Raw genomic sequence first — 13,063 nt, forward strand, 5'->3', positions numbered from 1 at the left:
CCTCAATTATCTCGCTTGCATTTTTTTGATGATATCAATATTATCCAACGCTTTCCCCGTGCCGATCGCGACACAGTCAAGCGGGTCTTCGGCGATGAATACAGGCATGTTCGTCTCATCCGAAATGACTTTATCCAGGTTTTCGAGAAGTGCTCCCCCACCTGTCAACACGATGCCCCGCTCCATAACGTCGGACGATAGTTCGGGAGGTGTCGTTTCCAGCGTCTTTTTCACGCCGTCGATAATTTGGACAATTGATTCGCGCAGCGCTTCAACGATTTCATCGGAACTGATATCAATCGTTTTGGGCAAGCCAGTCAAGAGGTCGCGTCCCCGGATTTCCATCTTCTCCGATTTCCCCGACACTTTGGCCGAACCAATTTCGATTTTGATTGCTTCCGCTGTCCGTTCACCAATTGTAAGATTGTACGTTTTGCGAATGTAGCTGATTATCGCACCATCCATCGTGTCGCCACCGACGCGGATCGATTCGCTCGTCACGATGCCGCCGAGTGAGATGACCGCGACTTCCGTCGTACCCCCCCCTATATCGACGACCATACTACCGGTAGGTTCCCAAACTGGTAGATTTGCCCCGATCGCAGCAGCAAACGGCTCTTCAATCGTAAATGCATCTTTGGCACCCGCTTGGCGTGACGCATCGATGACAGCACGCTGTTCTACGGACGTAATGCCATACGGTACACAAATCATGACATTCGGCTTTTTCCAATTACCACCGGACGCCTTCATCGCTTCTTTCATATAATGCTCAATCATCGCAGTTGTCGTTTCGAAATCAGCGATGACCCCGTCTTTCATCGGACGTGTGGCTACAATGGAGCCTGGTGTCCGGCCGATCATATTTTTCGCGGCGCTACCGACGGCCACGATTTCACCGGTCACTGTATTTTTCGCAACGACGGAAGGCTCACGTAAAACAATGCCTTTCCCTTTTATAAAAACCAAAGTGTTCGCAGTTCCTAAGTCAATCCCAACATCTTTTGATCCAAATCCAAACAAGTATGTTCTTCCTTTCTCCTAAACCGTACTCTTACGGCCTTCATCAATTACGCCCCGGCGTAATTGCGTCCGGATTTTGAATTGCGCTTGCGCAATTGACTCCCCTCAAAATCCGTGACATCCGCCGGAGGCTTTAACTTGATTCAGCTGGGTGAATGAAACCCTTTGGTTATATTATATATCTTCATTCAGAACTCCACCAATTATGGAAGGAGACGCTTCAGCTGAATCAAGTTAAAATCATACACCACATTATAACGGAATGGAGAACAAATTCACAGTGTCACATATATCCTATCTTGTTTCTATGAACGAACGCCTAGTATCGCAGTCCAAGAACTTCCACTTTCCACTGTTCCCCCTACATTATACCCCCAAAAAAGCGCCAGTGGAAACAGGGCTGCTCCACTGGCGGAATTGCTACATATATCCTTTTTCTTTTAAACTGATAAACGCATGGTCGCCGATAATGACATGGTCGAGCACATCGATGCCCATGATTGACCCCGCTTCGATCAACCGTTTCGTTACTTCAATATCTTCTGGCGAAGGAGAGGGATTCCCGGAAGGATGATTATGCGAAACGATAATCGAAGCGGCTGAACGTTTGACGGCTTCGCGGAAAATTTCGCGCGGATGGACGATGGACGAATTCAGACTCCCAATAAAAACGGTTTGCTTATGAAGCACTTCATTTTTCACATTTAGGAATAAGGCGACAAAATGCTCCTGGTTCAAGGAGGCCATATCTGTCATGAGGTAAGAGGCGGCATCCTCCGGGGACCGGATGACATACCGGCCTTCCGAATGTTTGCGGTACAATCGTTTACCGATTTCGGCAGCCGCTAACAGTTGGACAGCCTTCGCTTTGCCGACTCCTTTTACGGCCATCATCTCTTCAATCGTCGCATCTTTCAAATCTTGGATCTTATCGAACGAGGATAAGATCCGATTGGCCAACACTAAAACAGACGCCTCTTTCGTGCCGGTCCGCAACAAGATGGCGATGAGCTCCTGATTGGAGAGGCTCGAAGCCCCTTGTCGGATAAGACGCTCACGCGGCCTATCCGCAATATGTACATCTCGGATCATCAATTTCGGTTCCAGGTCGTGGTCAACGTCCAAGTCGTGTTCAAGGTCAACGGTCAATGACAGAGCCCCCTATGGACAGTAATCCGAGCCTCCGTAAATGGGCGGTCAGCTCGGCGATTGGCAAACCGACGACCGCATAGTAATCCCCTTCTATCTTTTCCACTAGCAGGGCGCCCGCCGTCTGAATGCCATAGGCGCCTGCCTTATCCATCGGATCTCCTGACGCGACATAGGTATCTATGAGTTCGTCGTCCAAATCCCGGAAAGTGACTTTCGTCTCTACGGAAAACATATCGATCTCCCCATTGACGTAGATGGCAACTCCCGTTGTGACATTATGGGTTTTATTCGAAAGTTCCCGGAGGAATTGTTTTGCCTGATCGGCGTCTTGCGGTTTCGGGTAAAGCCGATCCCCGAGTGAAACGATCGTATCCGAACCGATGACGATTGCCGATTCATGCGATTGAGCGACCGCCATCGTCTTTTCCTTGGCCAATGTTTCGACATATTGCTTCAGATTCATGCCTTCGACAGCGATGTCTTCTGCCACATCACTCGGTATTATGTCAAAAGGGATTCCGAGAAGTCCGAGCAATTCTTTTCGGCGCGGTGACCCCGATGCTAAAATAACCGGTTGTAAAGTTGTGAATTTCATAGGCTCCAACCTCCTTTGCCCTATCATATCGGATAAATGATTTGTGTCCAAACGCCAACAATTCCATTTTGCCCTGTTTTTCCGCGTTAAAACGAAATTTTGGCGCATTTATCCGTATGCGAGTAATGGGAAAGCAGATGGAGCCGAACAATCCGCAAGTCTTCCGTAAAAGCTGTGATCGCCGAGATATTTTGGGAAAACACCTTGGCCTGGCTGTCCTCTTTCGCCCCTTTTTCCGAGCTCGCCAAAGTTTTGACTTTGCCAATATCGGTTTCGGTCAGGATCGTTTTCAATTGACCAGCACCAACCGATTGACACGCGGCCGTTTCCACGGAAAAAGCTTTGCGGTACGTTCCTTCCGCTTCGCTTGCCTCGATTTCACTCTCCTTTAAACCGATAGCCGACCAGACGTAAAATTGGTTGTCCGCCTGGATAATGGCTGCTTTGGCGAGTGCAGGCTGTTCCGCGATGAAGGCGGACGCGGCTTCGCTCGATGAAAAGGCGCCATGCTGTTTCGCGTACATGCGGATCGGTTGCTCCTCTGCTGGCGCCGTCGTTTCGACAGGAGCCGGCCCGCCCGTCGGAACTTCCTGCGTTGCAGATCCGGCCGTTTCTTTGCCTTTGGTACCAACCATTAAAAACCCGATAACCGCGACTGCAGCAATGCCGATGAGCACCCCGTGCAGCATCGCGACAAAAACGGTCATCTTGGAATAGCGTTTTCCGAATTTCATTCCCATCCACCCCGTTCTACGGTATTCAGCTCCATCGCTTAGCCTCGACCAAGCGGTTTCGCTTTTATAAGTAACCGTAACAAAATGGGGATGAAAAAGAACAAGACGTATGTCGCCTTGTCCAAGGAAATTTTATGACTTAAAAAAACAAACTACTATACCAACTGACAAAATCGGCCCCCCAGAAGTAGGACAGAACGGCCGCAAGCGCGATGGAAGGACCGAACGGGATCGGCGTCTTCCGCCCCTGTTTCGTTTTTTTTAGGAATAGGATGCCGACGATCGAACCGATGACGGACGCGAGAAACAGGGTCAACAGCACCTGCTTCGTCCCAAGCACGAGACCAAGGACGAAGAACAGCTTGACATCGCCGCCTCCCATGCCACCTTTCGACAGCTCCATGATCAAAAACAATACACAGAAGCCGACTGCGGCCCCCAGGAACGCATCCCACCATGGAGCTAAGGGGATGAATAGCCGAAGAACACCTAGCATCATAGCGAATGGCAGGAGTACTTTATTCGGAATGAGCATATAAGCAAGGTCGGATACGGTAATGATGACAAGCATCGACATAAAGAGGAGTGCTATGATCAATTCCTCACTGAAGCCGAGTAAATAATATGATAGACCGAACAGCACCCCTGTCACCCATTCCATGAACGGATAAATGGCGCTGATCTTCGTCCCGCATCCTCTGCACTTTCCTCTTAGGTACAGATAGGAAAACACCGGAACTAAGTCGAGCATACCAAGCCGCCTGTCGCAAGCCGTGCAATGCGATGGTGGTGAGGCGATCGACTGCTTCTTCGGAACTCGTAAGCCGACGACGTTGAAGAAGGAGCCGAAGACGAGACCATAGACGAAGAAAAGTGATGTCCAGAGAACCGTCATTTTTCTTCCTCTTCAGCCACTCCGTTATTGAACGGCGTCGGATCGACCTTTTCAGCCGGCAGTGGAGCGTCCGTCTTCGGCGCTTCCGGAGCCAGCTCGATGAGGTCGCCGCGATAGAACGCATTGAACGCAACCGTCATCTTCATCGGCTCCTGTTCCGCTTCCATTTCTCGGAGTTCTTCCGGTGCGTCGATTGTAATGGACTCGATGACGTAGATTCGTTCCATCTTTTCAATCTCATCGATGAAACGCTGGACATCCAAATAGGAAGCTGCCTCCAAATACACTTCCGTCAACAGCCGATTGACATGTTCCACATGTTCGGGGGGATTTTCTATGACATAGTCGCTATTGGTAAACGTCACATCATGCACAAAACTGCCTGATTTGATTTCCGCCCGCTCGATCTGTAACAGAACAGCCTCCTCAAGCGGCTTGACAGGTACTTTCCGCTGCAACGGCTGCGTCCCCCCCGCGGTTTCATTCGAAATCGCTTGTCCCGCGGCCTGCTTCCGTAGTGCAAAAAGGACATCCCGTTCATTGGCAATGGCTTGTTTCATCTGTTCATTCGCCGTTTTCGCCGGAGCGTAAATGAGGAAGTAGGAATATGTACAAAGGGCAATAAGGAAAACGATGGCCAAAAATAGGAGGCCCCCCTCCTTCTGGCGTTTCGACCAACTACTCAACTGTTCCGCCCCCTTCCGCGTCCGTTTCCATCTCGTCTGCCGATTCTTCCACTGGTTGCTCCGCGAGATTGCGCTCATCGACGAACGTAATCGAATACGTGGCTAGGAATCGGGGCATGACATCATGGGTGACATCCGATTCTTCCTCCGTCACCGTTTCAGCCGTCACCGAATCCAAGACGAGGTGCTCGATCGATTCTGAAGATGCCAACCGTGAGAAATAATGGGAGGCTTCCGGTTTGGCGTCAAACTGGACGACGACCGTAGCCGAGTTCGGCGCCGTGAATTCAAAGGAACGGAAAAAACCGCGTTCCGGCAACGCATGGATCATATCTTCCAACAGAGGGACGGTGTCGAATTGTACCGTTTCTGCCCACTGTACCGTCAAGTCAAGCTGCTTCCGCGCATCCAGATGGTCGGAAACGGGGAGAAGATCCCGGACAGCCTGCTGCTCTTGCTGCAAAGCGGCCTGTTGCGATTCCAGCACGGCCGTCTCCTTCTCCATCGCATTGGAAATGAAATATAAAACTGCCCAAAACAAAACAGCCACACCGAGAATGGCCAGTGCGGCTAATAGAAGCGTCGAACGCTCCCTCTCCTTTTCAGGCAATAGATTAATATCGACTAACATCGCTACACCTCTTTTAGCGCCAAGCCGATCGTCCGATTGAAGGCGGCCGGCAGGGACTGCCCCGTCGCAAGCTGTAATGGTCGTTTCAGTAAAGTCGAGGCTTGCACATCCAGCCGATCGCGGATGAGCTGCAGCAACTCGTTCATGGATATATAATCCCCATTGATTAATATATGGGTGATGGAAGCGGTGCCGTTCCACAGATTGTAGCGGTAGAAATTAATCAGCTTCTCCAGCTCGCCGACAATGGACCCGATAGAAACGGTGTCACTGTCCTGTGCACTCGGGAAGAAGGAACTCTCCAATTCTATTGGTCGCATGAACAATGGGAAATGCTCATGGAAAATCGAAACGGTCATCTTGTCCTGACGCAGATCCGCGATGAGCACATGCTCCTTGCCCGTGAACCGGTGCTGCGCGTAAGCGAGGCGGTACAACGCAAGCGGCGCGATATCCGCCACAAGCGGATCGAGCTTTACATCTTCCAGCACCTTTTCATACCCGGTAAGGACACTTTCCTTCGAAGCGATGATGATCGCCTCGTTCGTGTCCGTGCTTGGCGTATACTTGACCACATCGAACACCGGATCATCGAAAGGCAAATAAAGCGTCGAGCCGATTTCAATGAAGAAATAGCCCTTCAGATCCTCTTCCTTCACGTCATTCGGATAGCCCACCTTGCGGATGATCACGTAAGAATCCGGTGCAAGAAACTGTACCGGACGCTTCGCGATGCCCCACTCCTTCACCGTGCCCTCCAAAATTGCCGCCAGCGTCCCTGAATCGATAATCTTCCCCTCCGCCACGGCATTCAAAGGAAGCGGAACTTCCTCCGCCACATCGACCACGAGCGGATCCAGCGACTTCAACCGCACGAAGCGGATGGCATCTTCTTCAATTGTCAGGGATGCCGGACGTTTGCGGCGGGTGAATAGGGACATGGGGTCAACTCCTCGTAATCGTTAATTACTCTGTTGTGGGTTCAGTTTTTTTATTTCCCATTAATTTATTTAAATTGCTTTCTTTGGTTGTGTTATCTGCACCTATATCCGTTTTAAACTTTGCATTTTTTATATTAGCAAAATTATTATATTTTACAGTCCATTCATTAGTTGTAGCATCCTTAGTTGCTGAAAAATCAGCATTACTATCTAATCCTTCTACTAAACCAGCTAAATCAGTTTTAGAACAAGTCGTAGTGGTTTCACAAGATCCTTCGGCCATAGCCAACTTAGCTGCTGATAGAATATTTGAAGCATCAGCTAAGATAGCCTTATCCTTGGTATTATCAATGATTTTCCCAATCGCCGGCACCGCTATCGCAGCAATAATCCCTAAGATAACAATAACCGCCAATAGCTCGACCAACGTCAGCCCTTTTTCATTCTTCAAACGTTTCTGCATGAATTTTTTCATATCATTTCCTCCTTAATTGTCTTCTACTTCCTTTACATTACTATTATACCACGAAGAGGAAACTAGCAAACTAAAATTTAACCGCATTTATGTCTTTTTAACTAAATCTATCGAATGTCCTACTATAACGAATCGATGTTTTCAAACATCCCGAACATCGGCAATAAAATTGCAAGTACAATAGTCCCGACAAGTCCCGCTAACAATACGATCATCAACGGCTCAATCAACGCCTTTAACCGGTCGGTCGAGGCATCGACTTCCTTCTCGTAGAAGTCCGCCACTTTGGCCAACATCGAGTCCAACGACCCAGTCTGTTCCCCGATGGCGATCATATGGGGAATCAATGGCGGGAATGCCCAATGCCCGTCCATCGGCTCCGTCAATGAACCTCCCCGTTCCAATGATTCCCGCGATTTGGCAATTACCCGGGAAATGACTTCATTTTCCACCACTTTCTCTGCCATGGCGAGTGCCTGTAAAATCGGGACCGAGCTGGAAAACAGCGAACTTAATGTCCGGGTCATTGTCGCGAGCACCGATTTCTTCACAATATCCCCGAAAATCGGCAACCGCAATAGGAATGTGTCGAGTACCAGCTTTCCTTCTTTATTATTACGAACGAGCATGATGCTGACTATTGCAGCAATAGCAAACAAAACGAATAAGTACCAATATCGCACCGCAACCTCGCTCGCCTTCATGACAAATTGCGTCAACCACGGCAATTCGCCTCCGATGCTATCAAACATATCGACGAACATTGGAACAATTGTTGTCAAAAGAAAGATTACCACCCCAATCGCCACAATACCGACGACAATCGGATAGGACAATGCCGACATGACCTTCTGCCTCGTCTGATACGATTTTTCAAAATGGATCGCCAGTCGGTCGAGCGAGTCGTCGATCGTTCCCGAAAGTTCCCCCGCCCGCACCATATTGATGACTAATGGCTCAAACGCCTTCGGATGTTTTGCGAAGGCGTCGGACAAGGCACCTCCCGCCCGCAGATCATCCCCAACTGCGACGAGGATTTTTCGGAAAGGCTTCGATTCCACCTGGACGGAAAGAATCCGGATTGCATCGACAATCGTGACGCCCGCCCGCAATAACGTAGAAAATTGGCGGAGGAACATGATGAACTGTGCCCGTTTCACCGGCTTGCCGATCGTAAGCTCTTTCGTCAACATGGTTTCGGCTTGTTCCGTCAAATTGGTCACACGGATCCCTTGCTTTTTCAGCTTCTCCGCCGCTTCCCTTTTATCTGCAGCCACGATGACGCCTGTCCGGACCGACCGATAGTCCCGCCCCTCATAACGATATCGGGCCATCTTTACTCTTCACCTTCCAAGTACGGTTTGGCATTTTCATAGGTGATGATGCCTTGATCCAAAAAGTTTTTGACGGAAGCCGCCATCATATGCATGCCCGATCCCCGGTTCGTCTGGATGACGTTCGGAATCTGGTGCACTTTTTCGGTCCGAATCAAATTCCCGATCGCCGGATTATTAATCATTACTTCGGTCGCCGCCCGTCTCCCTCGCCGATCCGCTGTCGGGAAGAGGCGCTGTGAAATGACGGCGGTCAATACGCCCGCAAGCTGTATCCGAATTTGGGCCTGTTGTCCCGGTGGAAACACGTCGATAATCCGGTCGATCGTGGACGCGGCGCTCCATGTATGCAGCGTCGCGAAGACGAGGTGGCCGGTTTCTGCGGCGGTGATGGCGGTTGAAATCGTCTCAAGGTCCCGCATCTCCCCCACGAGTATAACGTCCGGGTCTTGCCGCAATGCAGCACGCAAACCATCCGCAAAGGAATCCGTGTCAAAGCCGACTTCCCTCTGGTCGATGATGGACGCTCCATGCAGATGGACATACTCAATTGGATCTTCCAGCGTGATGATATGCCTGCGCATCGTTTCATTGATATACCGGATCATCGCCGCCAATGTTGTCGATTTCCCTGACCCTGTAGGACCTGTTACCAAGATAAGCCCTTGGCGCGTTTCCGATAAAGTTTTCAATATCCCTGGCATCTGTAAATCCTCGATGGTCGGAATTTGAGTCGGGATTGTCCGGAACGCGAGGGAAGTATTGCCCCGCTGCTGGAACGCATTCACCCGGAACCGCGCAGCACCCTGTACTTCATACGAATAATCGACTTGACCGTGCTCCTTGAACTGATCATACATCTTTTCAGGTATCGTCAATTGTGCCACGGAGCCAGTGAAATTTTCATCCACCGAACTTTCCCCATAGCGCTTCAAATCGCCATGCACTCTGAAAATCGGAGGCACGCCGACCGTCAGATGAATATCGGATGCCTTGGATTGGAACGCCGCTGTCAATAAGTTATCGATCACTTGCTTCATTGTCCTCACCCCTATTCGATCAATGCGACGCGCAACACTTCTTCCGTCGTCGTGATCCCTTGCTTCACTTTCAACAATCCGTCATCAATCAAGAAGATGGTTTTATTCTGAACGGCCACTTCTTTTAACTGGGCAATCGATCCGCTGTTATTGATAATGTCACGCATCGCATCATTTATGACGAGCACTTCGTGGATCGCAATCCGGCCTCGGTATCCCGTCATATTGCAAGACGGGCAGCCCGATCCGCGCATGACGGTTTCAATTTCAATACCTCGCTTTGCGAAAATCTCCTTTTCCCGGACGGTCGCATCCATCTGATTCCGGCAGTCTCGACAGACGCGCCGGATGAGCCGTTGCGCCACGATTGCATTCAATGACGACGTCACCAAAAATGGCTCGACGCCCATGTCCAGCAACCGGGTAATCGAAGCGATCGAGTCATTCGTATGGATTGTGCTTAACACGAGATGCCCTGTGAGAGCCGCCCGAATCGCGATTTCGACCGTCTCCCGATCCCGGATTTCACCGACCATTACGATGTCCGGGTCCTGCCGTAAAATAGACCGCAGTCCGGCTGCGAATGTCAGCCCCACGTTGGCATTTACCTGGATTTGATTGATCCCTACCAGCTGATATTCAACCGGGTCTTCGACGGTGATGATATTCACTTCTTCGGTATTCAGCCGGTTCAACGCCGCATATAGTGTCGAAGATTTCCCCGAGCCGGTCGGTCCCGATATGAGGACAATGCCATTCGGTTTCGCAATCTGTTCGAGAAACCGTTCCATATTGATGCGATTGAATCCGAGTTTCGTCAAATCGTTCAATGAACTGCTCAAGTCCAGAATCCGCATGACGATTTTCTCGCCAAAGACTGTCGGCAGCGTGGACACACGGAGGTCGATTGGCCTAAAGTCAACCGTCGTCTTGATTCGGCCATCTTGGGGAACCCGGTGTTCCGTAATGTCCAGTTTCGACATGATTTTGATACGGGCACTGATCATTGCCTGCATATGTTTCGGCAAGAAACGCTCTGTTTTCAAAAGACCGTCAATCCGGAAGCGGATCACGACTTGATTCTCCTGCGGATCGATATGGATGTCGCTGGCCTTTTGCGTGATCGCGGAAGCCATGAGTTGATTGACAAGGCGGACAACGGGTGAATCAAGGTCTGTCAACTCGTCCTGTTGGTCGCCCTCATCAATTGGTTGCTCGACGAATAACTCGTCGAATGCTTCATCTTCATAATATTTCGAGATAGTCCGTAAAATATCATCCTTGGAGGCGATAGCCGTCTCAATCTGGAAGCCAGTCGACAGGCGGAGATCGTCGACGGTAATATAATCCATTGGATCCGCCATGGCGACAAAAAGTTTATCCTCTTCCGCTTTCAACGGTACGAGCAGATTGCGCTTCGCGAATTCTTTCGGTACGACGTTAAACAGCTTCGGATCGAACGGATACCGGAACAAGTTGATGTGCGGGATGCCGAGCTGGAATTCGAGCACCTCGATCAGTTGCTGTTCGGTAATATACCCGCGTTGCAGCAGCAAGTCCCCAAGCTTCTGGTCGCGAGGCTTTTCCACCAGAGCGGACTGGAGCTGATCATCGGTGATTAAACCGGATTCCACAAGCAAATCCCCTAATCGTTTACGTGTTGTTGCCATCTCCATCCCTCTTTCTATTTGATGAGATTTCCGCCTTTGTCATATTGGTTTCCATCTTTCACTGGCGGGGCGACTGGATGGTTTCCATTTGTTTTGCCGGGCTTGGTGGTGGAGACATCGCCGGAGCCATTATTTTCTTCATTGTTAGTCCCATTCCCTGTTCCACCATGTTTCGAACTCGTTCTGTCTGATTCGGAGTCGGAACTATCAGGATCGGAATTATTTAGATTCGGCTCCCCATCAGCACTTCCTTCCACTCCCGCATGCTGTTCCGAATTATCGTCGGATGGTGTCTCTTCTTTTTGAAGCGGATGGACTTCGACGATCGGCAGTGGTGCATAGAAGTCCGTGGAGATGAGTATGTCTTCCAGCACTTCACCATCGATCAAGACCATCCGATTCACAGTCACTTCCATCCCTTTCCGTCCTTCTTCTGCATAATGTACTTGGCCAACTGGAACCGTTGCACTAAAACGTCGGACAGTCCTCGGTTCGAAGTCCGCCGTTTTGGCTACATATGGATCGTATGTATAGTGAAGGGGGAGTCCGGTAATAGTGGCTGTCAGCGTATCGCCAGCCATTTCCATCTGGATGGCCATCGGCGCATGATTCGGATTCCGGAAAATGAAATCGAGTCCAAGCTGCTGGTTGATTGCCGCCTCGAACCCGGCCGGAATGGAAGGGTTCAGCTCCCTGCCAATATTCCGTTCGACGACGTCCAGATTCGTTCGCAAAACTGCTCCATAGAAGGCAGAGGCAATCATTGTCAAATCCGCGTTTGTCGCTACAACCGCCCCGTCAAGTTTTGCGAAGTCCAACAGCGAGAATGCCGTATTGAATTCGATGGATGTCCCATCAAGCTCATTCACCAATTGTTCCAATGCCGGGGTGAGTTGGATCCCTTGAAGGGAAAAGGAAGCAATCTCCGTTTCCGCTATGGTGGAATCCATATAGTCGGTGATATGTACGTTGACAGGGATGATGCCGGTCTTCAACTCGTTTTCAATCCCTTCGGCAATCGCTTCGATATCATCTTCCACCCAAGGTATAAAGGAAAACTGCTGATTCAATACGGTTTGGAGACCATCCCGGGATACTTCTGCAATAATCGAGTTTTCTTCTCCCGGAACAGCCAGTTCGATCGTTCTATCCACGTCATAGGCGATCAAATCAGCCGGCAGCTCAACGGTCGCATCCTGATACGTCAACTGTGCGCCAAGCTTGCTATGCAACTCCGCAAAATCACCAACAAGCTTGTCCTTCGCGCTATGTTCATCCAATCCCCGCACATCGAAAGGCCCGATATACGTTTGCTCCGTGAACTTTTTCACGGGTGACACAATCTTCGTATACGCAAGCGCGCCGACGGAAGAGAATCCGTAAAAGAAAACTGTTGTGACCGAGACCGCCAATAAGGTTTGAACAAAACGTTTATTGTTCATCCTGCCCCTCCTTCCTCACCGGTTCCCCGGATACCTCTTTTTGTTCCGACGCCATCCAGCGATCCAAATCATGTTCCAGCGGAGTCAACGCGAACTCGTCATCGAACTCGCCCGCCGTCGTCGCGGCAGCTTCATCTTCTACTAGAATTGGTTCAGTCGGCAACACAACGGTCGGTTCCTTCGATTCATGTGACGGTTTCTCCGCCTTCTCCTGTCCCCGCCGTTTTTCCAATAGGACAGAAATGGCAAACACCAATCCCGCCATGGCAAGGATTGTGTAATAAAGGGAGAAATTCTGTTGGATGAAGGTGCCAATGACTGCGATGTTCAAGCCGGATAGGGCAATCCATAAAGACGACTTCCGCACAACACCCCGGGCAACCAAAGTGAATAGCAGGGGGAAGATGATGATGGCGGCTAGTAGTATGAAAATGTACGTGAGCAT

14 protein-coding genes are annotated in these 13,063 nt (G+C 50.1%); all 14 read right to left on the bottom strand.

What is annotated here, in order from left to right; genetic code table 11:
- Positions 1-6 precede the first annotated feature (6 nt).
- A complete protein-coding gene (locus AB1K83_RS06995) occupies positions 7-1,023 on the bottom strand; it encodes a rod shape-determining protein (RefSeq protein ID WP_413057435.1) in 1,017 nt (338 codons plus the stop codon).
- A gap of 420 nt (positions 1,024-1,443) precedes the next feature.
- Positions 1,444-2,115, bottom strand: a complete 672-nt coding sequence (radC, locus tag AB1K83_RS07000; protein ID WP_413057533.1) for a RadC family protein — start codon at positions 2,113-2,115, stop codon at positions 1,444-1,446.
- 46 nt (positions 2,116-2,161) lie between these two features.
- Positions 2,162-2,770, bottom strand: coding sequence for a Maf family protein (locus tag AB1K83_RS07005; protein WP_413057436.1), 609 nt, complete (start codon positions 2,768-2,770; stop codon positions 2,162-2,164).
- Positions 2,771-2,856: 86 nt separating this feature from the next.
- The gene (locus AB1K83_RS07010; protein ID WP_413057437.1) at positions 2,857-3,504 is read right to left on the bottom strand and encodes a hypothetical protein; all 648 of its coding nucleotides are present in this window, start codon (positions 3,502-3,504) and stop codon (positions 2,857-2,859) included.
- Positions 3,505-3,643: 139 nt separating this feature from the next.
- Positions 3,644-4,399 carry a prepilin peptidase gene (locus AB1K83_RS07015; protein WP_413057438.1) on the bottom strand — a complete coding sequence of 252 codons (756 nt, stop codon included), beginning with the start codon at positions 4,397-4,399 and terminating at the stop codon, positions 3,644-3,646.
- Complete coding sequence (locus tag AB1K83_RS07020) at positions 4,396-5,085, bottom strand: pilus assembly protein PilO (RefSeq protein ID WP_413057439.1); 690 nt, start codon at positions 5,083-5,085, stop codon at positions 4,396-4,398. Before AB1K83_RS07020 ends, AB1K83_RS07015 begins: the two co-directional genes overlap by 4 nt.
- Entirely contained in the window at positions 5,078-5,716 is a 639-nt protein-coding gene (locus AB1K83_RS07025; RefSeq protein WP_413057440.1) for a fimbrial assembly protein, read from the bottom strand. The genes AB1K83_RS07020 and AB1K83_RS07025 overlap by 8 nt, the downstream gene beginning before the upstream one ends.
- Positions 5,717-5,718: 2 nt before the next feature.
- Positions 5,719-6,657, bottom strand: coding sequence for a type IV pilus biogenesis protein PilM (gene pilM, locus AB1K83_RS07030; protein WP_413057441.1), 939 nt, complete (start codon positions 6,655-6,657; stop codon positions 5,719-5,721).
- A gap of 25 nt (positions 6,658-6,682) precedes the next feature.
- Positions 6,683-7,132, bottom strand: coding sequence for a type II secretion system protein (locus AB1K83_RS07035; RefSeq protein WP_413057442.1), 450 nt, complete (start codon positions 7,130-7,132; stop codon positions 6,683-6,685).
- 122 nt (positions 7,133-7,254) lie between these two features.
- Positions 7,255-8,466, bottom strand: a complete 1,212-nt coding sequence (locus tag AB1K83_RS07040; protein WP_413057443.1) for a type II secretion system F family protein — start codon at positions 8,464-8,466, stop codon at positions 7,255-7,257.
- Between the two features lie 2 nt (positions 8,467-8,468).
- The gene (locus tag AB1K83_RS07045) at positions 8,469-9,506 is read right to left on the bottom strand and encodes a type IV pilus twitching motility protein PilT (RefSeq protein WP_413057444.1); all 1,038 of its coding nucleotides are present in this window, start codon (positions 9,504-9,506) and stop codon (positions 8,469-8,471) included.
- Positions 9,507-9,517: 11 nt separating this feature from the next.
- The gene (locus AB1K83_RS07050; protein ID WP_413057445.1) at positions 9,518-11,176 is read right to left on the bottom strand and encodes a GspE/PulE family protein; all 1,659 of its coding nucleotides are present in this window, start codon (positions 11,174-11,176) and stop codon (positions 9,518-9,520) included.
- Positions 11,177-11,190: 14 nt separating this feature from the next.
- Complete coding sequence (locus AB1K83_RS07055; protein ID WP_413057446.1) at positions 11,191-12,618, bottom strand: VanW family protein; 1,428 nt, start codon at positions 12,616-12,618, stop codon at positions 11,191-11,193.
- Positions 12,608-13,063 carry a hypothetical protein gene (locus tag AB1K83_RS07060; protein WP_413057447.1) on the bottom strand — a complete coding sequence of 152 codons (456 nt, stop codon included), beginning with the start codon at positions 13,061-13,063 and terminating at the stop codon, positions 12,608-12,610. The genes AB1K83_RS07055 and AB1K83_RS07060 overlap by 11 nt, the downstream gene beginning before the upstream one ends.

This window comes from Sporosarcina sp. 179-K 3D1 HS (genome assembly GCF_047228905.1).
Taxonomy (GTDB): Bacteria; Bacillota; Bacilli; order Bacillales_A; family Planococcaceae; genus Sporosarcina.